The 22750-nt window shown below is 73.2% G+C and carries 23 protein-coding genes; 17 read left to right on the top strand and 6 right to left on the bottom strand.

The annotated features are described in order from the left end of the window. Window positions 1-14: 14 nt before the first annotated feature. The 9 genes from ribA to AB0H28_RS15365 all read left to right on the top strand — a co-directional run bounded on the left by ribA (window position 15) and on the right by AB0H28_RS15365 (window position 8419). Window positions 15-644 carry a GTP cyclohydrolase II gene (ribA, locus tag AB0H28_RS15405; protein WP_358039497.1) on the top strand — a complete coding sequence of 210 codons (630 nt, stop codon included), beginning with the start codon at window positions 15-17 and terminating at the stop codon, window positions 642-644. Next, window positions 641-1330: a RibD family protein gene (locus AB0H28_RS15400; protein WP_358039494.1), complete on the top strand. Its 690-nt coding sequence runs from the start codon at window positions 641-643 to the stop codon at window positions 1328-1330. Before ribA ends, AB0H28_RS15400 begins: the two co-directional genes overlap by 4 nt. A gap of 102 nt (window positions 1331-1432) precedes the next feature. Beyond that, on the top strand, window positions 1433-3112 hold the full coding sequence (locus AB0H28_RS15395; protein WP_358039491.1) for an extracellular solute-binding protein: 1680 nt from the start codon (window positions 1433-1435) through the stop codon (window positions 3110-3112). After that, complete coding sequence (locus AB0H28_RS15390; protein WP_358039488.1) at window positions 3109-4119, top strand: ABC transporter permease subunit; 1011 nt, start codon at window positions 3109-3111, stop codon at window positions 4117-4119. Before AB0H28_RS15395 ends, AB0H28_RS15390 begins: the two co-directional genes overlap by 4 nt. Further along, on the top strand, window positions 4119-5039 hold the full coding sequence (locus AB0H28_RS15385) for a carbohydrate ABC transporter permease (protein ID WP_358039485.1): 921 nt from the start codon (window positions 4119-4121) through the stop codon (window positions 5037-5039). Before AB0H28_RS15390 ends, AB0H28_RS15385 begins: the two co-directional genes overlap by 1 nt. Before the next feature lie 47 nt (window positions 5040-5086). Further along, window positions 5087-5659 (top strand): PadR family transcriptional regulator, encoded by a 573-nt coding sequence (locus tag AB0H28_RS15380; RefSeq protein ID WP_358039482.1) that lies wholly within the window; start codon window positions 5087-5089, stop codon window positions 5657-5659. After that, entirely contained in the window at window positions 5656-7377 is a 1722-nt protein-coding gene (locus AB0H28_RS15375) for an acyl-CoA dehydrogenase family protein (RefSeq protein ID WP_358039479.1), read from the top strand. Before AB0H28_RS15380 ends, AB0H28_RS15375 begins: the two co-directional genes overlap by 4 nt. A gap of 50 nt (window positions 7378-7427) precedes the next feature. Continuing rightward, window positions 7428-7970 (top strand): GNAT family protein, encoded by a 543-nt coding sequence (locus AB0H28_RS15370; protein ID WP_358039476.1) that lies wholly within the window; start codon window positions 7428-7430, stop codon window positions 7968-7970. A 38-nt stretch (window positions 7971-8008) separates the two neighbouring features. Continuing rightward, window positions 8009-8419, top strand: coding sequence for a type II toxin-antitoxin system Phd/YefM family antitoxin (locus AB0H28_RS15365; RefSeq protein ID WP_358039473.1), 411 nt, complete (start codon window positions 8009-8011; stop codon window positions 8417-8419). Window positions 8420-8514: 95 nt separating this feature from the next. Here AB0H28_RS15365 and pgi read toward each other — a convergent pair whose 3' ends face one another. Then, window positions 8515-10149, bottom strand: a complete 1635-nt coding sequence (gene pgi, locus AB0H28_RS15360; RefSeq protein WP_358039470.1) for a glucose-6-phosphate isomerase — start codon at window positions 10147-10149, stop codon at window positions 8515-8517. A 233-nt stretch (window positions 10150-10382) separates the two neighbouring features. Here pgi and AB0H28_RS15355 point away from each other — a divergent pair, with 233 nt between their 5' ends. After that, window positions 10383-12323: an ABC transporter ATP-binding protein gene (locus tag AB0H28_RS15355; protein WP_358039468.1), complete on the top strand. Its 1941-nt coding sequence runs from the start codon at window positions 10383-10385 to the stop codon at window positions 12321-12323. Window positions 12324-12553: 230 nt separating this feature from the next. On the opposite strand, the gene AB0H28_RS15350 is transcribed toward AB0H28_RS15355, so the two are convergent. The 4 genes from AB0H28_RS15350 to AB0H28_RS15335 form a co-directional block, all read right to left on the bottom strand. Further along, window positions 12554-13063, bottom strand: a complete 510-nt coding sequence (locus AB0H28_RS15350; protein WP_358039465.1) for an NUDIX domain-containing protein — start codon at window positions 13061-13063, stop codon at window positions 12554-12556. A 266-nt stretch (window positions 13064-13329) separates the two neighbouring features. Beyond that, a complete protein-coding gene (locus tag AB0H28_RS15345) occupies window positions 13330-13992 on the bottom strand; it encodes a peptidoglycan recognition family protein (protein ID WP_358039462.1) in 663 nt (220 codons plus the stop codon). Between the two features lie 67 nt (window positions 13993-14059). Next, window positions 14060-14806: a lysozyme gene (locus AB0H28_RS15340; RefSeq protein ID WP_358039459.1), complete on the bottom strand. Its 747-nt coding sequence runs from the start codon at window positions 14804-14806 to the stop codon at window positions 14060-14062. 127 nt (window positions 14807-14933) lie between these two features. Continuing rightward, a complete protein-coding gene (locus AB0H28_RS15335) occupies window positions 14934-16259 on the bottom strand; it encodes an FAD-dependent oxidoreductase (protein ID WP_358039456.1) in 1326 nt (441 codons plus the stop codon). Window positions 16260-16394: 135 nt separating this feature from the next. On the opposite strand from AB0H28_RS15335, the gene AB0H28_RS15330 reads away from it, so the two are divergent. The 7 genes from AB0H28_RS15330 (at window position 16395) to AB0H28_RS15300 (ending at window position 22270) form a co-directional block, all read left to right on the top strand. After that, entirely contained in the window at window positions 16395-16574 is a 180-nt protein-coding gene (locus AB0H28_RS15330) for a hypothetical protein (RefSeq protein WP_358039453.1), read from the top strand. A 73-nt stretch (window positions 16575-16647) separates the two neighbouring features. Beyond that, a complete protein-coding gene (locus AB0H28_RS15325) occupies window positions 16648-17478 on the top strand; it encodes an ABC transporter ATP-binding protein (protein WP_358039450.1) in 831 nt (276 codons plus the stop codon). Then, window positions 17475-18191 carry an ABC transporter ATP-binding protein gene (locus tag AB0H28_RS15320; RefSeq protein ID WP_358039447.1) on the top strand — a complete coding sequence of 239 codons (717 nt, stop codon included), beginning with the start codon at window positions 17475-17477 and terminating at the stop codon, window positions 18189-18191. The genes AB0H28_RS15325 and AB0H28_RS15320 overlap by 4 nt, the downstream gene beginning before the upstream one ends. Before the next feature lie 13 nt (window positions 18192-18204). Continuing rightward, window positions 18205-19083, top strand: a complete 879-nt coding sequence (locus tag AB0H28_RS15315) for a branched-chain amino acid ABC transporter permease (RefSeq protein ID WP_358039444.1) — start codon at window positions 18205-18207, stop codon at window positions 19081-19083. Next, window positions 19080-20228 (top strand): branched-chain amino acid ABC transporter permease, encoded by a 1149-nt coding sequence (locus AB0H28_RS15310; RefSeq protein WP_358039440.1) that lies wholly within the window; start codon window positions 19080-19082, stop codon window positions 20226-20228. The genes AB0H28_RS15315 and AB0H28_RS15310 overlap by 4 nt, the downstream gene beginning before the upstream one ends. Window positions 20229-20278: 50 nt before the next feature. Then, window positions 20279-21550, top strand: coding sequence for an ABC transporter substrate-binding protein (locus tag AB0H28_RS15305; protein ID WP_358039437.1), 1272 nt, complete (start codon window positions 20279-20281; stop codon window positions 21548-21550). 93 nt (window positions 21551-21643) lie between these two features. Then, the gene (locus AB0H28_RS15300) at window positions 21644-22270 is read left to right on the top strand and encodes a TetR/AcrR family transcriptional regulator (protein ID WP_358039434.1); all 627 of its coding nucleotides are present in this window, start codon (window positions 21644-21646) and stop codon (window positions 22268-22270) included. A gap of 31 nt (window positions 22271-22301) precedes the next feature. Here the strand turns inward: AB0H28_RS15300 and AB0H28_RS15295 are convergent, their stop codons facing one another. After that, the gene (locus tag AB0H28_RS15295) at window positions 22302-22721 is read right to left on the bottom strand and encodes a MarR family transcriptional regulator (RefSeq protein WP_358039431.1); all 420 of its coding nucleotides are present in this window, start codon (window positions 22719-22721) and stop codon (window positions 22302-22304) included. Window positions 22722-22750 lie beyond the last annotated feature (29 nt).

Genomic DNA, 22750 nt, shown 5'->3' with positions numbered 1-22750 from the left:
GACGGAGGAGAACCATGGACGAAACCCTGCCCACCGCGACGGTCCGGACCCGGGTCACGGTCCCGCTTCGGTTCCCCGACGGTTACGTGACCACCGCCCTGGTGCACACCTTCCACGGCCTGGTGGACGGTCGCGAGCACCTGGCGTTCGGCCTGGGTGAGCACGGGGCGGCCGATCCGCCGTTGGTGCGTCCGCACAGCGAGTGCCTCACCGGCGACGTGTTCGGCAGCCAGCGCTGCGACTGCGGCCCGCAACTGCGCGAGGCGGTCGAGCGGATCGCCGACGCCGGCGGCTACCTGCTCTACCTGCGTCAGGAGGGCCGGGGCATCGGCCTCTACGCCAAGCTCGACGCGTACGCGCTGCAGGACGGCGGCCTGGACACCTACGAGGCGAACCTGGCGCTGGGCCGGGGCGCCGACGAACGGGACTACACGGTGGCCGCGCAGATGCTCGCCGCGCTGGGCGTGGACCGGGTCGCGCTGCTCAGCAACAATCCGGACAAGGCGGCCCAGCTCGAACGCCTCGGCGTCACGGTGGCCGACCGGGTGGTCACCGGCGTGCACCTGTCCCCGGCGAACGCCGACTACCTGGCGGCCAAGGTCAGTCGGGCCGACCACGCCCTCGACCTGCCGTTCGTGCCGTGACCACCCGCCCGTACGTGCTGCTGAGCTGCGCGATGTCGATCGACGGTTACATCGACGACGCGACGACCGAGCGGCTGCTGCTCTCGAACGACGACGACCTGGACCGGGTCGACGCGACGCGGGCCGGGTGCGACGCGATCATGGTGGGCGCGGCCACGGTCCGCCGGGACGATCCGCGGCTGCTGGTGCGCAGCGAGCGGCGGCGGGCCGAGCGGGTGGCCCGGGGGCTGCCCCCGTCACCGGTGAAGGTGACGGTCACCGGCAGTGGTGATCTCGACCCGAGGGCCCGGTTCTTCCGCGCCGGTGCCGGGCCCAAGCTGGTCTACTGCCCGAGCGGCGTGGTGGAGAAGGCCCGGGAGCAGGTCGGCGCGGTGGCGACGGTGGTCGACGCCGGCGAGCCGGCCACGCCGGAGGCGGTCGTCGCGGACCTGGCCGGGCGCGGGGTCGGCCGGCTGATGGTCGAGGGCGGCGGCACGGTGCACTGCCAGTTCCTCACCGCCGGCCTCGCCGACGAGCTGCACCTGGTGGTCGCCCCGTTCTTCGTGGGCGACGGGCGGGCGCCGCGGTTCGTGGGGGAGGGTCGCTTCCCCTGGCACCCGGGGCGACGGGCCCGGGTGGTCGAGGTGCGCCAGATCGGCGACGTGGTGCTGACCCGCTACGCGCTCTCCGAGCGCTGTCAGGCCTGACCGGCGCTGTCCGGTTCGCTCTTGTGCAAGCTCACGGTCGAGATTAGTTTGTTGACCATCCATACGAATACTCCTCCGTGCATCCCTCCGAAAGGGGGACCGATGAGCGTGCACCACCCCGAACCGGGCTCCTCCCGCCGCCACTTCCTCGGCCTGGTGGGCCTCGGCGTGGCCGCCACCACCGCCGGCCCGCTGCTCGCCGCCTGTTCCGAGAAGCCGGCCGGCTCCGGCGCCGCCCAGCAGCTCGACGCCGTCTCCGGCGTGCTGCCCACCCACAAGGAGCTGACCGGCGGCGTCAAGCCCGACATCGTCGGCACCCGCCCGGTGCCCGACGGCTACACCAGCTACCCGGCGAACCTGATCGACGCCATCACCGACAAGCCGGGCACCAGCGGCAAGCAGGTCACCGCGATGACGCCCGCCTGGGGCCCCGCGCCGCCCGGCGTCGCGCAGAGCGCCTACCTGCAGGCCGTCAACGCCGAGCTGGGCACGCCGGTCAACTTCACCATCCAGGACGGCAACACCTACGCCGACAAGCTCAACGCCATGTTCGGCGCCCGCGACGTGCCGGAGCTGCTGTGCGTGCCGGGGTGGGAGGTGGAGAAGATCCCGCGCTTCGCCGAGGCGATCAAGGTGCTCTTCGAGGACCTCACCGACCACCTCAAGGGCGACGCCGCGAACGCGTACCCGATGCTGGCCAGCTTCCCGACCGGCGCCTGGCGCGAAGCGGTCTGGAACGAGCGGCTGATGGCGGTGCCCAACCCCACCGACGGGCCGTTCCCCTGGGCGCTGTTCGCCCGCAAGGACCTGCTCGACGCGCGCGGCCTCGGGCTGCCGGCCAACCTGGACGAGCTGCTGTCCACCGCCAAGCAGGTCACCGACCCGGCCCGCAGGGTGTGGGCGTTCGACGACGTCTTCGCCATGATCCAGATGTTCCACCGGGTGCCCGGCTCCAACGGTGGCTGGCGGCTGCGCTCCGACGGGACGCCGGAGTTCAAGTACGAGACGCCGGAGTTCCGCCAGGCACTCGAGGTGATGGCGAAGGTCTACTCCGACGGCCTGGTCCACCCCGACGTGGTGGCCAGCAAGGGCGCCGACGCCAAGCAGTTGTTCGCCAAGAACGGCGCGATCGTGTTCAAGCAGGACGGCGTCGGCTTCTGGCAGGGCGCCCAGGCCGAGCACCAGAAGACCAACCCGAGGTTGAACATCCAGCCGGTGCCGATCTTCTCCGCCACCGGTGGCGACCCGCTGGTCTGGGGCGGGGACAAACCGATCTCCTTCACCTTCGTCAAGAAGGGCCTCGGCAAGGACCGCGTCCAGGAGCTGCTGCGCATCATCAACTGGTGTTCCGCGCCGCTGGGTAGCCAGGAGGCCCAGCTCCGCGACTTCGGCGTCGCGGGCAAGCACCACACCGCGTCGCCGAACGGGCCGGTCAAGACCGACCTGGCGTTCAAGGAGATCGCCAACCAATACTTCTTCATCAGCGGCCGTAACCCCACCATCGGGCCGTTCCCGGAGACCCCCCGCTACGTGCCGGACGTGCTGAACTACTCCAACCAGATGGTGAAGTTCCTGGAGAAGGACCCCTGGGCCGGGGTGAAGCTGGAGATGCCGGCCGCCTACAAGGCCAGCCAGGTGCCGACCGAGGACAAGTTCACCGACGTGCTGCGTGGCCGGCGTCCGCTCAGCGACGTGGACGCCATCGTCGCCGAGTGGAAGACCAACGGCGGGGAGGAAGCCCGCAAGCTGCTCGCCGACTCGCTGCCCAAGGCGGCCAAGTGAGCGAGCCGGCCGTCGTGGTCGGGCCCGGACGGGCCCGACCCGGCGACCCGGCCCCGCCGGAGCGCGCGCCCCGCCGTCGCCGGGTGCCGCTGGGCAGCCGGCTGCGCCGCGACTGGCAACTGCTGGCCATGGTGACGCCCGGCTTCGTCGTGCTGCTGGTCTTCAGCTACCTGCCGATCGCCGGCAACGTCATCGCGTTCCAGGACTACAACCCCTACCTGGGCGACAGCCCGTGGGCGGCGTTCGCGCACAGCAACTGGATCGGCTTCGGCCAGTTCCAGCTCCTCTTCGACGACCCGGCCTTCTGGGACGCGTTCCGCAACACCCTGGCCATCACCGCGTTCCAGCTCGTGTTCTTCTTCCCGCTGCCGATCCTGCTGGCGGTCATGCTGCACAACCTGCTCTCCAGCCGGCTGCGCGGGTTCGTCCAGACCGTCGTCTACCTGCCGCACTTCTTCAGCTGGGTGCTGGTGGTCAGCTTCTTCGTCGCCATGCTCGGTGGCGCCGGGCTGCTGGCGCAGACCATGCGCGACGCCGGCATGCAGCCGTGGCACGTGATGACCAACCCGGACACGTTCATCGTCCTGGTCACCGCCGAAGCGGTGTGGAAGGACGTGGGCTGGGGCACCATCGTGTTCCTGGCCGCGCTGTCCACCATCGACCAGCACCTCTACGAGGCCGCCGCCGCGGACGGCGCCGGGCGGTGGCGGCGGCTGTGGCACATCACCCTGCCCGGCCTGCGCCCGGTCATCGTGCTGCTGCTCATTCTGCGCCTCGGCGACGCGCTCTCGGTCGGCTTCGAGCAGTTCCTGCTGCAACGCGACGCCGTCGGCCGGCAGGTCGCCGAGGTGCTCGACACCTTCGTCTACCACTTCTCCATCGCCACCGGGAACTACGGCTACGGCGCGGCGGCCGGCCTGTTCAAGGCCGTCGTCGGCCTCGTGCTGATCCTGGCCGCGAACCGGGTGGCGCACCTGCTCGGCGAACGAGGGATCTACTCGAAGTGATGACCGCGACCATCCGCCGGCCACCCGGCGCGCGACCCCGTCGCCCGGTCTGGGAGGAGCCGCCGACCCCTCTCGGCCAGGGGCTCAAGGCGCTCCTGCTCACCCTGCTGGTGCTCGGCGTGCTCTTCCCGCTCTGGGTGGTGCTGGTGACCAGCCTCTCCTCCCGGCAGACCATCGCCGACGCCGGCGGCCTGGTGGTCGTGCCGAAGGGCATCGACACCTCCGCCTACCAGACCATCCTGGCCGGCGGCGCGGTCACCCGGGCGCTGTGGATCAGCACCCTGGTCACCGTCTGCGGCACCGCGATCGCGTTGACCGCCACCGTGCTGGCGGCGTACGGGCTGTCCCGGCCGGGTTCGGTCGGTCACCGCTGGCTGCTGGCGTACTTCCTGATCCCGTTCCTGGTCTATCCGCCGCTGGTGCCCCGCTATCTGGTGGTCACCGGGCTGGGCCTCAAGGACACCATCTGGGCGCTGGTCCTGCCGCCGGCGATCAGCGTGTTCAACCTCGTCGTGGTGCGCGGCTTCTTCCAGGGCATCCCGCAGGAACTGCTGGACAGCGCCCGCATCGACGGGGCCAGCGACTTCCGCACGTTGGGTCGGATCGTGCTGCCGTTGTCCCGGGCGGTGATCGCCGTGGTCGGCCTCTTCTACGCGGTCAGCTACTGGAACGTCTGGTTCGACGCGCTGCTGTTCATCGACCGCAACGACAGGTATCCCATCCAGCGGGTGCTCCAGAGCTATCTGCTGGCCGGGCAGGCGCCGCACACCTCGGGCGGCACCACCGGGGTGACCATGCCACCGACCGAGGCGATCAAGATGGCGGTGGTGGTGCTGACCGTCGCGCCGATCGTCGCGGTCTACCCGTTCATCCAGCGGCACTTCATCAAGGGGGTGCTGATCGGCGCGGTGAAGGGCTGATCCTCCCGGGCTTGCTATGCAACAAAGTGCATAGCAAGATGGCCGGCATGTCCCTGGAGCACGCCATCCTCGTCTCGCTGCTGGAGCAACCCGCCTCCGGCTACGAGCTGGCCCGCCGCTTCGACCGCTCGATCGGGCGCTTCTGGACCGCCACCCACCAGCAGATCTATCGCGTGCTCAAGCAGATGGCCGACGACCGGCGGATCACCGGAGTCCTTGTCGGCCAGGAAAGCCTGCCCGACAAGAAGGTCTGGTCGGTCACCCCGGCCGGCCGGGCCGCGCTGGTCGGCTGGCTGCACGCCCCGGTGCGCCCCGAGGCGGTCCGGCACGACCTGGCCGTCAAGATCCGCGGCGCCGCGTTCGACGACGTCGCCGGCCGCGCCACCCTGGTCGCCGAGGTCGAGCGTTACCGCGCCGACCACGAGGCCGTCCTCGCCGGCTACCTGGCCGGCGAACGCCGCGACTTCGCCGGCCCCGCCGCCCCCGACGCCCGGGCGGCGTTGCAGCACGTCGTGCTGCGCGGCGGCATCGCGTACGAGCGGATGGTGCTGGCCTGGCTGGACGACGTCCTGGCCACCCTCCGCGCCCTCGACCCCGACCCGGAAAGGCCCGCCGCGTGAGCGACCCGCTGCTGTTCCACCCGCACCACTACGACCCCGCCGACCTCGATGACACCTCCCGGCGGCTGCTGCGCGCCACCATCGACTGGTTCGAGACCCGCGGCAAACGCGCCCTGGTCGACAGCTACCACGAGCGCGAGTGGTACGCCGACTTCCTCGCCTTCGCCGCCCGGGAACGCCTCTTCGCCACCTTCCTCACCCCGTCCGCCGACGGCGCGGACGACAAGGACAAGCGCTGGGACACCGCCCGCAACGCCGCGCTCAGCGAGATCCTCGGCTTCTACGGCCTCGGCTACTGGTACACCTGGCAGGTCACCGTGCTCGGCCTCGGACCCGTGTGGCAGAGCGGGAACGCCGCCGCCCGGGCCCGCGCCGCCGAACTGCTCGACCAGGGCCACGTGATGGCCTTCGGCCTCTCCGAACGGCCGCACGGCGCCGACATCTACGCCACCGGCATGCTGCTCACCCCCGACGGCGAAGGCGGCTTCCGGGCCACCGGCGGCAAGTACTACATCGGCAACGGCAACATCGCCGGGCTGGTCTCCGTCTTCGGCCGGCGCGCCGACGTCGAGGGCCCCGAGGGGTACGTGTTCTTCGCCGCCGACAGCCGCCACCCCGCCTACCGGCTGGTCCGCAACGTGGTCAACGCCCAGATGTACGTCTCCGAGTTCCGGCTGGAGGACTACCCGGTGCGGGCGCACGACGTGTTGCACACCGGACCGGCCGCCTTCGACGCCGCGCTGAACACGGTCAACGTCGGCAAGTTTAACCTCTGCACCGCGTCCATCGGCATCTGCGAGCACGCCATGTACGAGGCGGTCACCCACGCCCACGGCCGGGTGCTCTACGGCCGGCGGGTCACCGACTTCCCGCACGTGCGGCGCGAGCTGACCGACGCGTACGCCCGCCTGGTGGCGATGAAGCTGTTCAGCGACCGGGCGGTCGACTACTTCCGCTCGGCCGGCCCGGACGACCGCCGCTACCTGCTGTTCAACCCGATGACCAAGATGAAGGTCACCACCGAGGGCGAGAAGGTGGTCGACCTGCTCTGGGACGTCATCGCCGCCAAGGGTTTCGAGGCCGACACCTACTTCGACAAGGCCGCCAAGGACATCCGCGGCCTGCCGAAGCTGGAGGGCACGGTGCACGTCAACCTCGCCCTGATCCTCAAGTTCATGCCGAACTACCTGTTCCGGCCGCAGCCGTACCCGGCGGTGCCGACCCGGCGCGACGCCGCCGACGACGAGTTCCTGTTCCGGCAGGGCCCGGCCCGCGGCCTCGGCGCGATCCGCTTCCACGACTGGCGCGCCGCCTACGACGCGCACGCCCGGGTGCCGAACGTGGCCCGGTTCCGGGAGCAGGCCGACGGCCTGCTCGCACTGCTCGCCGCGCACGCGCCGGACGAGACACAGCAGCGCGACCTGGACTTCCTGCTCACCATCGGCCAGCTCTTCGCGCTCGTGGTCTACGGCCACCTCATCCTGGAGCAGGCCGAGGCGACCGACCTCGACGCGAACCTGCTGGACCAGATCTTCGACCTCCTGGTGCGGGACTTCTCCGGCTACGCCACCGAACTGCACGGCAAGCCCGCCGCCACCGACGAGCAGGCCGCCTGGGCGCTCGCCCACGTGCGCCGCCCGGTGGTGGACGCCGACCGCACGGCCCGCGTCTGGCAGCGGGTGGTCGAGCTGGCCGGGGCGTACGAGATGCGACCGTGACCGGCGGAATCGGCGGGCGGGACGGCTCGCCCGACCGGTACGGTGCACGGATGTTCGCGATCGCCCTGACCGACGACGCCGAGCTGCGGCCCTTGCAGCCCTGGCACGCCGACGAGTTCCTCGCCAACCTCGACCGCTGCCGGGAGCACATCAGGCCCTGGGTCGGCGCGTCGTTCGTCGCCACCGACGCCGGGTCGGCCCGCCGGGTCCTCCAGGCGTACGCCGACCGGTGGGCCCGCGACGACGGCGGGATCTGGGGCATCTGGCAGCGCGGCACGCTCGTCGGGGGAGTGCTGCTGGTGTCGCTGAGCACCGCCCGCGGGGTGTGCGAGGCCGGCTGCTGGCTGGAGGCGGACGCCCAGGGTCAGGGCCTGGTCACCCGGGCCGCCCGGGTGGTCGTCGACTGGGCGGTGCGGGAGCGCGGCATCCATCGCGTCGAGTGGGTGACCCGGGCCGGCAACGAGCGCAGCGTCGCGGTGGCCCGGCGGCTCGGCATGCGCCGCGACGGGGTGCTCCGGGGTGCCGCGCCGACCCCCGAGGGCCGGGCCGACATGGAGGTCTGGTCGGTGCTGGCGCCGGAGTGGACGGCCTGAGCGACCTTCTTGTCGTACCCGGACGTCAACATGTGTCCATGGCTGTCCCCGCACTGGCCGACCGGTCCCCCCAGCCGCGCGCCCTGCCGCTGCGCGAGGTCCGCACCCGGCTCACCCAACTCGTCACCCTCGCCGAGCTGACCGACACCGTCACCGTGGTCACCCGCGACGGCGACCCGCGTCCGATCGCCGCCATCGTGCCCGCTTCGGCGGCCCGCACCGCGGCCCAGGCCCGTGCCGACGCCGACCGGGTCGCCGCCGTCAGCGCCGGCTGGGCCCGCCGCCTGGAGGAGCTGCACCGCCAGTCCGGGCGGCGGCACGCCGCCGAGCTGCGCGCGCTGACCGACGCGCTCGCCGAGGCGTGGGCCGAGCTGGATCGGCGCGCGCCGGCCGGAGATCCGGCGCTCACCCGGCTCCGCGCCGCCCACGCCGACCTGCTGCGTCCCTGACCCACGGCCGGCGCTCCCGGCGAACCGGGGCGGGCGGTTCCGGGAGGCGACGGTGACGCCCGCGCGGTCGACGGCGCGGGCGTCACCGATGGCGGTCAGTTCCGGCCGCGCTCGGCGCGGTAGCGGCGGATCAGCTCCGCGGTGGACGTGTCCACGTCGGCCAGGTCCGCCTCCGGGCCGGTGAGCTTCGGGGCGAGCTGGTTGGCCATCACCTTGCCCAACTCCACACCCCACTGGTCGAAGGCGTTGATGTCCCAGACCGCGGCCTCGGTGAAGACGATGTGCTCGTAGAGCGCGATCAGCTGGCCCAGCGTCGCCGGGGTGAGCTTCGGCGCGAGGATCGAGGTGCTCGGGTGGTTGCCGGCCATCACCCGGTGCGGCACCACCTCGGCCGCGGTGCCCTCGGCCTCCACCTGCTCCCGGGTCCGCCCGAAGGCCAGCGCGGCGGTCTGGGCGAAGAAGTTCGACATGAACAGGTCGTGCATGTCGCCCAGGTCGTGGTTGGGCCGGCTGAACGCGATGAAGTCCGCCGGGACCAGCCGGGTGCCCTGGTGGATGAGCTGGTAGAAGGCGTGCTGCCCGTTGGTGCCGGGCTCGCCCCAGAAGATCTCCCCGGTCGGGCAGGTCACCGGGGATCCGTCGACACGGGTCGACTTGCCGTTGCTCTCCATGGTGAGCTGCTGGAGGTAGGCCGGGAACCGGTGCAGATACTGCGCGTACGGCAGCACGGCGTGCGTCTCCGCGCCGAGGAAGTCGGTGTACCAGACGTTGAGCAGGCCGAGCAGCGCCGGCACGTTGCGCTCGACCGGCGTGGCGCGGAAGTGCTCGTCGACGGCGTGGTAGCCGGCCAGCATCTCGCGGAACCGGTCCGGGCCGATGGCCAGCATCACCGACAACCCGACCGCCGACGGCAGCGAGTAGCGCCCGCCCACCCAGTCCCAGAAGCCGAACATGTTCTCCGGGTCGATGCCGAAGTCGCGGACCCGCTGCTCGTTGGTGCTGACCGCGACGAAGTGCCGGGCGACGGCGTCGTCGTCGGCGTCCAGCCCGGCGAGCAGCCAGCGCCGCGCCTGGTCGGCGTTGGCCAGCGTCTCCTGGGTGGAGAACGTCTTCGAGACCACCACGAACAGGGTGCTCGCCGGGTCCAGGTCGGTGGTCTTGTCGTGGATGTCGGTCGGGTCGATGTTGGACACGAACCGGCAGGCGATCCCCGCGTCCCGGTAGGCCTTCAACGCCTCGTACGCCATCACCGGCCCCAGGTCGGAGCCGCCGATGCCGATGTTGACCACGGTGGTGATCCGCTCGCCGGTGTGGCCGCGCCACGTGCCGGAGCGCACCCGCTCGGCGAACGCCGCCATCCGGTCCAGCACGGCGTGCACGTCGGCGACGACGTCCTGGCCGTCCACGTCGAGCGAGGCGTCGCGGGGCAGGCGCAGCGCGGTGTGCAGCACCGCGCGGTCCTCGGTGAGGTTGATGTGCCGCCCGGCGAACATCGCCGCGATCCGCTTCGCCAGGCCGACCCGCTCGGCGAGCGCGGTGAGCAGCGCGACCGTCTCGTCGGTGACGAGGTTCTTGCTGTAGTCCACGTGCAGGTCGGCGACCTCGCCGGTGAGCCGTTCGCCGCGCTGCCCGTCGGCGGCGAAGAGTTCACGCAGGTGGGTGCCGCGCATCGCCTCGGCGTGCTTGCGCAGCGCCTGCCATTCGTCAGTGGTGGTGACGTCCACAGCCATCGGGTCGATCTTCTCCTTCACGACGGGCGGTCGGCATTTGCCGGCGACCCCACTAGCCTGCCACCCGGAGCCGGTCGTCGCGACGCGACCCGACGTCGCCCACCCGCTGGGCGTGCGGGGCGGCGGCGCGGCGACACGTGGTTGGGACACGTGTTCGACACGCCGATCACCGGCTGACACCGGATCGTCGCCGACAGTAGGATCCTGCTGCTCGACCGCACGCAGGAGGTGTCATGGCCGGGGTGGTTCATCCGCGTTCCGCATCCGACCCCGTCGACTCGGCCGACGAGCCGGCGCTGCCCGAGCTGGTCGATCCGCACTGGATGCACCGGGCGACCGAGCTGGCCGACACCGGTTTCTGGTCGGTGGCGCGGCGGCTGCCCGAGCTGGTCCGCGAGGCGATCAGCCTGGCCTGGTCGAGCAGTCGCCGGGACACCGCGGCGTCGCTCGGCCTCAACGTCGCCGCCGGTGTGCTCACCACGCTCGGCCTGCTCGCCACCACCGGGGTGCTCCAGCAGCTCTTCGCGGCCGGGCCGACCCCGAACCGGGTCCGGGCCGCGCTGCCCGCGCTGGCCCTGGCCGCGGCGGCCGTCACCGCCCGGGGCGCGCTCACCGTCGCCGCCGGGTGGGCGCAGGCCCGGCTCATCCCGCAGATCAACTACACGGTCGAGCAGCGGCTGTTCGAGACGACCTCGCAGGTCGAGCTGGCGGCCTTCGACGACGCCGGCTTCGCCGAGGAGATGGACCGCGCCCGCGACCGCGGGGTGGCGGAGGCGGGATCCCTGGTCAACGACACGGTCAACCTGGTCACCGGCGTGGTGGGGGTGGTGGCCACCGCCGCGGCGGTGACCATCATCCACCCGCTGCTGCTGCCCTGCCTGCTGGTCGCCGCCGCTCCGGAGGCGGTGACGGCGGTGCGGATGGCCCGCCGGCAGCGCGTCGACTGGCTCGCCCGGATCACCAGGCGCCGGCGCAAGTGGATGCTCGGCGACCTGATGGCCAACCGGCACACCGCGGCCGAGATCCGCGCCTACCAGATGCGGGACTTCCTGCTCTCGGAATTCCGGCTGATGACGCGCCTGGAAACGCGGGCCGAGCTGCGCCTGGCCCGGGCCCAGATGATCACCCGGGCCGTCGGCCTCACCGTCACCGGGCTCGCCACGTTCGGGCTCTACCTGGTGCTCGGCGGCCTGCTGCTCACCGGCGTGGTCGCGCTCGCGGCGGCGGCCACCGCGCTGCTCGCCCTCCAGGCCGCGCGCGGCAGTCTGCGCACGGCGATCTTCGCGACCAACTCGCTCTACGAGGACGCCCTCTACTACCAGGACTACCGCGACTTCCTCGATCGTGCCGGCCGGCGGATCCCGACCGGGGGCGAGCGGCCGGTCGACGGGTTCGACCGCATCGACCTCGACCGGGTCAGCCTGCGCTACCCGGACACCGACGGCGCGGCCGTCGACGAGGTCAGCCTGACGTTCCGACGCGGCGAGGTGGTCGCGCTGGTGGGGGAGAACGGCTCCGGCAAGACCACGTTGGCCAAGCTGATCGCCGGCCTCTACCGGCCCACCGGCGGCAGCGTCCGCTGGGACGGGGTGGACGCCACCGACCTCGACCCGAGGCAGGTCGCCGCCCAGGTCGCGGTGATGAGCCAGGACTGGTGGCGGTTCCCGTTCACCGCCGGGCAGAACATCCGGGTGGGTCGCCACGACCGGGCCGGCCGGGCCGGTCCGAGCGTGGAGACCGCCGCCCGGGAAGCCGCGGCGCACGAGATGATCAGCGAGCTGCCGTTCGGGTACGACACGTTGCTGGACCGGCAGTTCAAGGACGGCCAGGACCTCTCCGGCGGGCAGTGGCAGCGGCTGGTGGCCGCGCGCGGGCTGTATCGCGACGCCCGGCTGCTGATCTGCGACGAGCCCTCCGCGGCGCTGGACGCGCGGGCCGAGCACGGGCTCTTTCAACACCTGCGTCGGCACCCGGACCGGGCGGTCGTGCTGATCACCCACCGGTTGGCAAACGTCCGGCACGCCGACCGGATCTTCGTGCTGGACCACGGTCGGCTGGTGCAGCACGGCGACCACGACACGCTGATGGCCTCCGACGGGCTCTACCGGGAGCTGTTCGAGTTGCAGGCGTCCGGCTACCTGGCCGACGCCGGGGGACCGGCCGCCGACCGTTGACCCGCTCAATTCGGTCGACGAGGCCGGGCCGAGCGCCCACGCTGTCAGGGTGGAACACCGTGACCTGGTCCGGGTGAGCAAGCCGATGTCGCCGGCGCTGCGCCACCGGGTGTGGCTGACCGACGCCGTGCCGGCGGCCTACCTGACCGTCAGCCCGCCGTGATCGAAAGCGCCACCACGGCGTCGTAGCGGTCGGCTCACCACCGCTGAACCGACCCCGCCATGCCCGGTCAGCCCTGCCGCTGCGTGGCGAGGAAGTCGGCGAGCGCCCGGGTGTGCGTGGAGAACGCCAACTCGACCGGCTCGGTGAGCACCAGCCACTCGGTGGCCTCCTCGGTCGGCGCGGACGGCGGCAGGTCGCCGGCCAGCCGCTCGGGCAGCACCCCGAAGATCATCATGGTGCCGCCGGCCGGGGCGCCGTGCACCGCGAACAGCCGCGCGTCGCCGGCCTCGGCGTGCAGCCCGGTCTCCTCGCGCAACTCACGCACCAGCGCCTCGGACCACTCCTCGCCGTACTCGACGAAGCCACCGGGCAGCGCGAGCCGGCCACGGGCCGGTTCGATGTCGCGGCGGACGGCCACCACACCGACGCCCTCCGGCGTGCGGACCGGCAGCACCGCCACCGCGACCGGCACCGGGTTGCGCCACACCGTCTCCCCGCAGGCGGGGCAGACCCGCGGCCACCCGGCGTGCGCCGGGTAGGCCGCGCCGCAGAACGAGCAGTGCGAGTACGCGGTCACGCCGCAGCACGTTACCCCTCGGGTCCGGCCGGGACCCGCCGCGGGACAAGATCGCCGGACTGACCTGGGGCGGCGACGACCACGTGACGAAGCCGTTCTCGGTCGGCCGGGCCAACCGGTGGCGGCCCGGCCGGCGGAACCGGGCCACCGAGCGGGTGCCGGCGGGCTGATGGCGCGACGCCTGACGTCCGGCGCACCCGGTCCGTTGAGTTGAGCGGGGCCCCTTCCTCTACCGAATGCGTTAAGAAGGGGCCCCGCCTTACATCTCAGCCGCCGAGGCGGGCGGCGACGGTGCTCCGCAGCTCGGGCAGTCGGTCGTGCAGCAGGCCGGGGCACTGGGTGGAGTTGAAGTCCTTGTGCCCGTAGATCTCGGTCGGCGCGATGCCGTACTGCTGGCAGGTGAAGGCGCAGAACCAGACCAGGCTGTTCCAGAGCGCCTGCGGCGGCTGCACGTCGAGGTAGATGCCGTCGTTCTCGATGCCGATGGCCTGGCTGTTCTGCCCGACGCAGTGCGCGCCCTGCACCATGCTCTGCCCGTGCAGCAGCCCGTAGAGGCTGCCGTGCCGGCCCTCGGTGAGGTAGCCGCCGCGGCTGTTGGTGAAGTGCTGGCCGGAGTCGAGCCAGCCGTTGGAGTCCATGTGCAGGTTCTGGATGTCGCGGGAGTTGCGGTAGGCCTGGGCCCGGCTGTAGTCGGTGGTGTTCGGGAACGCGGTGTGATGAATGATGATCTTGTTGGGCCGGCTCTGCACCACGCTCACCGGCGACGAGGGCGGGCGGGCGCCCCAGGTCGCGCAGTTGGCGATGGTCGGCTGGTCGACCCGGGCCGCGGCGGCCCGGGCGTCGCCGCCGGCACTGGCCTGGGTGAGCGCGGTGGCGCCGAGCAGGACCGCGCCGCGCAGCACGGCTCGCCGGGGAAGGGGAACGGACATCGGGGCCTCCTCGTCGGTTCGGACACGGCGGTGGGGCGGGCCGCCGGGGCCCGCCCCGTCCGGTGGGTCAGCAGGGGCCGTTGCAGGCCAGCACGCGGAGCCGGTCCAGGGTGCCGTTCCAGACGTTCTGGTCGCCGGGGAAGACGCCGGAGGAGGACCACTGCCAGAACGAGTACGTGCCCCAGCCGGCCGGCAGCGTGCCGACGCTGCCGGCGTAGCGGGCGATCCACAGTGGGTTGTTGGCGGCGAACTGCGACGTGTTGCCGGTGCAGGTGCTCCACCAGTCGGTGGTGGTGTAGATGGTGGCCCACCGGCCGGTGCGGGCGTGGTACTGGTTGACGAACGAGGCGATCCAGTTGCGCATCGACGCCTGGCTCAGCCCGTAGCAGGTGGCGCCGTACGGGTTGTACTCGATGTCGAGCGCGCCAGGCAGCGTCCGGCCGTCCTTCGACCAGCCGCCGCCGTGGTCGACGAAGTAGTTGGCCTGGGTGGCGCCGGTGGTGGTGTCCGGGCGGGCGAAGTGGTAGGACCCGCGGATCATCCCGACGTTGTAGGAGCCGTTGTACTGCTGGGCGAAGTACGGGTTGGTGTAGTAGGTGCCCTCGGTCGCCTTGACGTAGGCGAACCGGGCGCCGTTGGCCCAGGCGGTGGACCAGTTCACGTTGCCCTGGTAGCCGGAGACGTCCATGCCGGGCAGGCCGCCCGGGGCGGCGTGGGCGGGGGCCGCGCCGATCAGGGCCGCCGCGGCGGCGGTGACGGCGGCGAGCGCGGCGGCGCCACCCGCGCGCAGCGCCGATCGCAGGAGACGGTGCATGTTTCCTCCCTGGGGGTTGCCGCGCGTCGGCGGCGGGAGTGCGACGAAAGGAACTGTCAACATTAGGTCACAGAGTGGAGAAACTTTTCAATAGATACATCGAAGATTTTCTTTGAGGCGCGGCTGCTCAGCCGAGCGCGGCGAGCGCCGCACCGGCGGCGCGCTCGCCGGCGGTCACCGCACCCTCCAGGTAGCCGCTCCACCGGGTAGCGGTCTCCGTCCCGGCCCAGTGCAGCCGGCCCACCGGCACCCGCAGCTCGGGCCCGTAGTCGCACCACGAGCCGGGGGTGAAAAAGCCGGAGAAGCAGCCCCGGGTCCACGGATCGGCCGACCAGTCGTACTCGGCGAGATCCTCGGGCTCGGCGGCGGCCGGGCCGAACAGCGCGACCAGCGCGTCCCGCAGCGCGGCGCGGCGCGCGGCGTCCGGCAGCCGGCGCAGCGCCCGCGCCTGCGCGCCGTAGCTGAACCCGGTGAGCACCCCGCCCGGCAGCCCCGGCAGCGAGTTGTCCACCGTCTCGGTGAGCGGCCCGGTGTCCGTGGTGGCCACCCCCGAGCGGCCGTCGGCCCGCCAGAACGGCTCCGGGTAGCGCGCGTGCACCTTCAACGCCGCGCCCATCGGCATCCGTTGGGTAAGCCCGTCGCGCAGCGCCGGCAACGGCGGGTCGTAGCGGATCCGGCCGGCCAGCGCCGGGGCCAGCGCGACCACCGCCGCGTCGCCGGCGTGCACCTCGTCACCGGCGCGGACCCGCACCCCGGCGGCGTCCTGGGCGATCGCGTCCACCGGCGCGCCCAGGCGCAGCCGCTCCGGCGGCAGCGCGGCGGCCATCCGCCGCGCCAGCGCCGCCGGCCCACCGACGATCCGGTCCTGCTGGGCGCCGCCGGCCATGCCGAGCAGCGAACCGGTGCCACCGCCGCTGCGCAGGTAGAACAGCATCTGTAACACCGACACCTCGTCCGGCGCGGCGGCCAGCAGGCCACCGGCGAGCAGACGGCCGGCGTAGCGCGCACAGACCGGGTCGCCCGCGGTGGCGTCGAGCCAGGCGCCGAGCGTGGTGCGGTCCCACTCCGCCGCCCCGGCGGCCCGCCACGGCGCACCGGGGTCGACCCCGGCGGCCAGTTCGTCCAGCGCGCCGAGCAGCCCGGCCAGCCCGGCCGGCTCGTCCGCGCCCGGCCGCCCGGCCAACAGCCGCGTCGGCGCGCCGTGCGCCGGCGACGGGAACGTCTCCAGGCCGTACGCGGCGACCAGCGCGTACATCCGGTCCTGGGTCGGGCCGATCCACTGCGCGCCGAGGTCGAGCCAGCCGCCGCCGGGCAGCGGGCGGCTCAGCGTCCGGCCGCCCACCCGGTCCCGGGCCTCCAGCAGCAGCGCCTCGGCGCCGGCCGCGTGCAGGGCGAGCGCGCAGGCCAGGCCGGAGAACCCCGCCCCCACCACGATCACCCGCCGCCCGCGCACGCACCGGCATACCCCGATCCCGGCCGGAAATCCGCACCCCCGGCGTGTCGAAACCGGCATCCGCCGTTGGTGTGAAAGGTGGAGGGCGGCACCGGGCCGCCGCAGTCGACGAGGAGCAAACCGTGAAGCACCCGGTTGGACCTGGCCGGCTACCACGTGTGGCACGCCGTCCGGGCCGACCTGCTGCGCCGACTCGACCGGCCGGCCGAGGCCCGGGTCGCGTACGAGGCGGCGATCGCCGGCACCGCGAACGCGGCGGAGCGGGCGTTCCTCGCCCGGGCCCGGGACCGGATGCCGGAGTCGCCGCGGCATTGACGCGGCGATCGAGAAAAGTACACTCCCGGTGTAAATAGTTTTTCCGCGCTCCGTCGACCGCCCCGAGGTGACGATGAGCCCACCGGCCGCCCCCGCCCCCGCCGACACCGACGCCCCCGGCCTGGCGCTGCACCACGTCGGCGTGCGCTTCGGCGGCCTGGTCGCCCTCGACGACGTCTCGCTGCGCGTGCCGCCCGGCCGCGTCGTCGGCGTGATCGGCCCGAACGGGGCCGGCAAGACCACGCTGTTCAACGTGGTCTGCGGCTTCGTCCGGCCGACCGGCGGCTCGCTCACGCTCGACGGCCGGCCGCTGCGGCCCCGCCCGCACCGGCTCACCCGGCTCGGCATCGCCCGCACCCTTCAGGGCGTCGGCCTGTTCGCCGGCCTGACCGTGCTGGAGAACGTGGTGGCCGGCGCGAGCCACACCGCCCGGGCCGGGTTCGCCGCCGCGCTGTTCGGCCTGCCCGGCAGCGACCGCGACGAGCGGCGGCTGCGCGCCCGCGCCCTCGACCTCCTCGCCGAGCTGGGCATCGACAGGCACGCCGACGCCGCCCCGGCCGCCCTGCCCTATCCGGTACGCAAACGGGTGGCGCTGGCCCGGGCGCTGATCGCCCGGCCCCGGCTGCTGCTGCTCGACGAACCGGCCGGCGGCCTCGGTGCCGACGACGTGGCCGAGCTGGCCGGCCTGGTCCGCGCGCTGCCCGAGCGCGACGACGGATGCGCCGTGCTGCTCGTGGAGCACCACATGGACCTGGTCATGTCCGTCTGCCACGACCTGGTGGTGCTCGACTTCGGTCAAGTGATCGCCGCCGGCCCGCCGGAGCGCGTCCGGGACGACCCGCGCGTCACCGAGGCATACCTCGGCGCCGACGTGCCCACCGAGCCGCATGGGAGCACGTCGTGACCGCGGTGCTGGAGGTCGAGGCGCTCAGCTGCGGCTACGGCCCGGTGCCGGTGCTGCGCGACGTCACGTTCACCGTTCCGGCCGGCACGGTCACCGCCGTGCTCGGCGCCAACGGCGCCGGGAAGACCACGCTGCTGCGCACCCTCTCGGGTCTGCTGCGGCCCAGCGGCGGCCGGATCCGCTTTGCGGGGGAGGACCTGCGCGGCGTCCGGGTGGAACACCTGGTCCGGCGCGGCCTGGCACACGTGCCGGAGGGGCGCGGCGTGGTGACCGAGCTGACCGTGGCGGAGAACCTGCGCCTGGGCGGGCTGTGGCGCCGCGACCGGGTCGACGCCCGGCGCGCGCAGGACGAGGTGTACGAGTTGTTCCCGCCCCTGGCCCACCGCCGCGACCACGCCGGCCATCAGCTCTCCGGCGGGGAACGGCAGATGCTCGCGATCGGCCGGGCGCTGATCGCCCGACCCCGGCTGCTGCTGCTCGACGAGCCGTCGCTCGGCCTGGCGCCCAAGGTGACCGCGCAGATCATGGCGCTGCTGCGGCGGCTGCGCGACGAGCGGGGGCTGACCGTGCTGCTGGTCGAACAGAACGTCCGCACCGCGCTCTGGGTGGCCGACCAGGGCATCGTCATGGCACTCGGCCGGGTGGTGACCGCCGCGCCGGCCGCCCGGCTGCGCGACGACGACCAACTCCGGCACGCGTACCTCGGATTCTAGGAAGGGGTCGCGGATGCAGCGGTTCTGGTTCCTCACCTTCGACGGGCTCGCCGCCGGGGCGGTCTACGCCGCGTTCGCGCTCGCGCTGGTGCTCATCTGGCGGGCCGCCCGGGTGGTCAACTTCGCCCAGGGCGCGATGGCCGTGGCCACCGCCTACGTCGGCTACGCTGTCGCCTCCGCCACCGGCTCGTACTGGCTGGGCCTGGCCGCCGCGGTGCTGTCCGGGCTGGCCCTGGGCGCGCTGGTGGAGCGGGTGCTGATGCGCTTCGCCGGGGCCGGCGGCCCGCTCAACCAGGTGATCGTCGCGCTCGGCCTGGTGCTGGTCATCCAGGCGGTGCTCGGAATGATCTTCGGCAACGGCTACCGGCCGGCGCCGGCGCCGTTCGACACCGACGCGCTCACCATCGGCGGGGTGGCCGCGCTGTCCCCGTACGACATCTGGGTGCTGGGCGCGGCGCTGACGGTGGTGGCGCTGCTCGCGGTGCTGTTCACCCGCACCCCGGTCGGCCTGCGGATGCGGGCCGCCGCGTTCGCCCCCGAGGTCTCCCGGCTGCTCGGCGTCAGCGTCGGGCGAATGCTCACGCTGGGCTGGGCGCTGGCCGCCGGGGTCGGCGCGCTCGCCGGGATGCTCGTCGTCCCCACCGGCCTCGGCCTGCACTCGCACGCCATGGACCTGGTCTTCGTCGTCGCGTTCACCGCCGCGGTGGTCGGTGGCCTGGACAGCCCGGTGGGCGCGGTGGTCGGCGGCCTGCTGGTCGGGCTGATCCTGTCCTACGTCACCGGCTACCTCGGACCGGACACCACCCCGCTGGCCGTCCTGGTGCTGCTGCTGGCCGTCCTGCTGGCCCGCCCCGGCGGGCTCTTCTCCGCGGCGAGAGCGAGGCACGTGTGACAGCCACCCCGACCGAGACCACGCCCGCCGCGCCGTCCCCGCTGCGCCGGCTGCTGCCCGGCGCGCCGCCCGGCGGCGGGCCGCGCGGCTCCACGCTGCTGCGCCACCTGGCCGTGGCGGTGCTCGCCGGCACGCTCGTCGTGCTGGTCACCAACCAGCTCGCGCCGTACCAGAACCTCCAGGTGGCGCGCGTCTGCGCGTTCCTCTGCGTCACCGCCGGGCACACCGTACTGGTCGGGCTCAACGGCCAGCTCTCGCTCGGGCACGGTGCGCTGATGGCCACCGGCGCCTACACCGTGGCCCTGACCCAGCGGGGCCTGGACGAACGGGCGGTCGGTGGCTGGTGGACGCTGCCGGCGTCGCTGCTCGCCGCCGTCGCGGTGACCGCGTTGGGCGGGCTGGTCGTCGGGTTGGCGGCGGCCCGGCTGCGGGGACCGTACCTGGCCGGCGTGACCCTGGCCGTGGCGACGCTGGTGCCGGCGGTCACCACGATCTTCACCGGCGTGTTCAACGGCGAACAGGGGCTGCGGTTCCCGGCCGCGACCCCACCGGCGGCGCTCGGCGCCTACTTCCAGCCGGAGCGCTGGCTGGCCTGGATCGCGCTGGCGGCGGCGCTGCTCACCATGCTGCTGCTGGCCAACCTGGTGCGCAGCCGCTTCGGCAGGTCGTTGCGGGCGGTCCGCGACGACGAGGTGGCGGCCCGCCTCGCCGGCATCCCGGTGGCCGGTACGCAGGTGCTCGCGTTCGTGGTCAGCGCCGGCTGCGCCGGCCTGGGTGGCGGCGTCTACGCGGTGCTCACCGCCACCGTCGCGCCCGGCAAGTTCCCGCTGGACCTGTCGCTGTTCCTGCTCATGGCGATCGTCATCGGCGGCCTGGGCAGCCTGGCCGGCGCGGTCTGGGGCGCGCTGCTGCTGGTCGCGCTCCAGGACCTGCCCGGCCTGCTGACCGAGCACCTGAGCCTGTCCGCCGGGCTGGCCCAGCGGCTGGAGGGCAACCTCGCGCTGGCCGTGTTCGGCCTGATCCTCATCGTCGTCATGCTGGCCGCCCCGGGCGGCCTGCAGGGCGGCCTGCGCGCCGTCGGCGCCCGGCTGCGGGGCGCGGTACGCCGCCGGCCCGCACCGGGTGGCCGGTCACCGGACCGCTGACCTCACTGGTTCCACCCACCGTCCGCACCGTCGCACCGGAATGGAGAACCATGCGCCCCACCACCCGCCGCGTTCTCGCGGCCACCGCCGGCCTGGCCCTGTTGGCCGCGTTGCCGGCCTGCGCCGACGACGAGAAGCAGGCCGCCGAGAACGTCCCCGGCGTCTCCGACACCGAGGTCGTCATCGGCACCCACCAACCGCTCACCGGCCCGGCCGCACCCGGCTACTCGAAGATCTCCGCCGCCACGAAGGCGTACTTCGAGCACGTCAACAGCAAGGGCGGGGTCCACGGGCGGAAGATCGTCTACAAGGTCATGGACGACGGCTACAACCCGGCCAACACCGAGAACGTGGTCCGCAAGCTGGTGCTCGACGACAAGGTCTTCGCGCTGCTCGGCGGCCTGGGCACGCCGACGCACACGAACGTGCTGGAGTTCGTCAAGACGCAGCGGGTGCCGGACCTGTTCGTGGCCTCCGGCAGCCGCAACTGGAACCAGCCGGAGAAATACCCGACCACGTTCGGCTGGCAGCCCGACTACACCGTCGAGGGCAAGATCCTGGCCGGCTACGTCAAGCGGGAGTTCCCCGGTGCGAAGGTCTGCCACTTCGGGCAGAACGACGACTTCGGGCGGGACTCGCTGGCCGGCGTGGAGCAGGTCCTCGGCCCGGTGGCGGCGAAGCAGACCTACACCACCACCAACCAGCAGGTCGGCCCGGCGATCGGCGCGCTGCGTGCGGCCGGCTGCCAGGTGGTCATCTCGGCCACCATCCCCGGCTTCACCGCGCTGGCCATGGGGCAGGCCGCCGGGCAGGGCTTCCGGGCGCAGTGGGTGGTCTCCAACGTGGGGGCCGACTACACCACGCTCGCCGCGCAGCTCGGCGACAAGAAGGTGATCCTGGAGGGCATGGTCGCCGACAACTACCTGCCGATGGTGGGCGACACCGCCAACCCGTGGATCCAGGAGTTCACCAAGATCCACCAGCGGTACAACGCGGGCAACCCGGTCGACGGCAACGCGATCTACGGCTACTCGATGGCGTACACGTTCGTCCAGGCGATGCTCGCCGCCGGGCCCGAACCCACCCGGGAGAAGCTGGTCGAGGCCGTGCGCAAGGGCGGCTTCCGCGGGCCGGGCCTGACCCCCTTCCGGTACGCAGAGGGCGTGCACGCCGGTTACGCCGGTGTCCGGCTGACCAGGGTGAGCAACGGCGCGCAGGCGTACTTCGGGCCCACCTACACCACCGACGACGGCGACGGCGCGGTCACCGAGTTCAGCGAGCCGCCGACCACCCCGCCGGCGGACGCCGTGCCGACCGCGTGACCGCCGTCGCGCCGCCGGGCGGCCGGTCGCCGGTCGCCCGGCGGCGCGACCGTAGAGTGGCCGCCGGTAGCCGAGCGCAGGAGAACCGTACCCATGATCGAGCTGGAGACCGACCCACCGCAACGGGTGGACGGCCGGGCCGCGCGCGCGGAGCGGACCCGGGCCGCGATCGTGGCGGCGCACCTGGCCCTGATCGACGCCGGTGACCTGCGGCCCACCGGGGAACGGATCGCGGAGCGGGCCGGGGTGTCGCTGCGCACCCTCTGGTCCAACTTCAAGGACATGGAGACGCTGTTCGCCGCGACCGGGCGGCGGGTCGGCGAGCGGCAGGCCGCGCTCTGGCGGCGGGTGTCGCCGGAGTTGCCGCTGACCGGCCGGGTCGCCGCGTTCTGCGACCAGCGTGCCCGGCTGCTGGAGGTGCTGGCCCCCGCGGCGCGCGCGTCGGCGCTGCGGGAGCCGTTCTCGCCGCAACTGCGGCGCAACCGGGAGGCGGCCGTCGCCCGGGTCCGGCAGGAGATCGAGGCGGTGTTCGGCCCGGAGCTGACGCACGCCGGAGCGGGCCGCGGGCAGTTGCTCGACGCGCTGGCCGTGGCCTGCACCTGGGCGGCTTGGTCGATGATGCGCGACGCGATGGGGCTCGACGTCGACGCCGCCCGCGCGGTCATGGCCCGCACCGTCGGCGCGCTGCTGGTCGACGCGATCGCCGCCGGCCTGCGCTGACCGCCCCGGGCCGGTTCCGCCGGCCGGCGGGTCAGTCGTCGCGCAGCCGGCGCAGGATCCGGGTCAGCTCCGTCCGGTCGGCCGGGTCGAGCGCGGCGAAGAACCGTTCCGCCTCGGTGGCCCGCGCCTGCTGGATGGCGGTGCCGACCCGGTCGCCCTCGTCGGTCGGCGCGACCAGCGTGGCCCGCCGGTCGGCCGGGTCTGCTCGGCGTTCGACCAGCCCGCGCTCCTGGAGGCCGTCGATGACCTCGGTGGCCGAGCGGGGGGCGATGCGCAGGTGCTCGGCGAGCGTGCCGGGCCGCAGCGCGCCGTGCCGCCGCAGCACGCCGAGCGCCCGCGCCTGACCGGGGCTGATCTCCCACGGCTCCAGCGCGCGTTTGGTCTGGTGGCGCAGCCGCCGGGTCACCGCCCAGAACGTCTCGGCCAGGCTCTCCTCGTCGCTGCCGGTCACGGGGAATACGGTAGCAGCATGTCCTGTTG

Origin of the sequence: Micromonospora sp. NPDC050980 (assembly GCF_040653835.1) — a bacterium.
GTDB lineage: Bacteria > Actinomycetota > Actinomycetes > Mycobacteriales > Micromonosporaceae > Micromonospora.
The sequence above is the reverse complement of the archived record's forward strand: the minus strand, read 5'-3'. Positions and strand labels throughout refer to the sequence as shown.

Excerpts from the sequence above, each read along its gene's own strand:
- ribA (WP_358039497.1), top strand. The coding sequence starts at position 15 with ATGGACGAAACCCTGCCCACCGCGACGGTCCGGACCCGGGTCACGGTC.
- AB0H28_RS15395 (WP_358039491.1), top strand. The coding sequence starts at position 1,433 with ATGAGCGTGCACCACCCCGAACCGGGCTCCTCCCGCCGCCACTTCCTC.
- AB0H28_RS15385 (WP_358039485.1), top strand. The coding sequence starts at position 4,119 with ATGACCGCGACCATCCGCCGGCCACCCGGCGCGCGACCCCGTCGCCCG.
- AB0H28_RS15380 (WP_358039482.1), top strand. The coding sequence starts at position 5,087 with ATGTCCCTGGAGCACGCCATCCTCGTCTCGCTGCTGGAGCAACCCGCC.
- AB0H28_RS15370 (WP_358039476.1), top strand. The coding sequence starts at position 7,428 with ATGTTCGCGATCGCCCTGACCGACGACGCCGAGCTGCGGCCCTTGCAG.
- AB0H28_RS15365 (WP_358039473.1), top strand. The coding sequence starts at position 8,009 with ATGGCTGTCCCCGCACTGGCCGACCGGTCCCCCCAGCCGCGCGCCCTG.
- pgi (WP_358039470.1), bottom strand. The coding sequence starts at position 10,149 with ATGGCTGTGGACGTCACCACCACTGACGAATGGCAGGCGCTGCGCAAG.
- AB0H28_RS15355 (WP_358039468.1), top strand. The coding sequence starts at position 10,383 with ATGGCCGGGGTGGTTCATCCGCGTTCCGCATCCGACCCCGTCGACTCG.
- AB0H28_RS15345 (WP_358039462.1), bottom strand. The coding sequence starts at position 13,992 with ATGTCCGTTCCCCTTCCCCGGCGAGCCGTGCTGCGCGGCGCGGTCCTG.
- AB0H28_RS15340 (WP_358039459.1), bottom strand. The coding sequence starts at position 14,806 with ATGCACCGTCTCCTGCGATCGGCGCTGCGCGCGGGTGGCGCCGCCGCG.
- AB0H28_RS15325 (WP_358039450.1), top strand. The coding sequence starts at position 16,648 with ATGAGCCCACCGGCCGCCCCCGCCCCCGCCGACACCGACGCCCCCGGC.
- AB0H28_RS15315 (WP_358039444.1), top strand. The coding sequence starts at position 18,205 with ATGCAGCGGTTCTGGTTCCTCACCTTCGACGGGCTCGCCGCCGGGGCG.
- AB0H28_RS15305 (WP_358039437.1), top strand. The coding sequence starts at position 20,279 with ATGCGCCCCACCACCCGCCGCGTTCTCGCGGCCACCGCCGGCCTGGCC.
- AB0H28_RS15300 (WP_358039434.1), top strand. The coding sequence starts at position 21,644 with ATGATCGAGCTGGAGACCGACCCACCGCAACGGGTGGACGGCCGGGCC.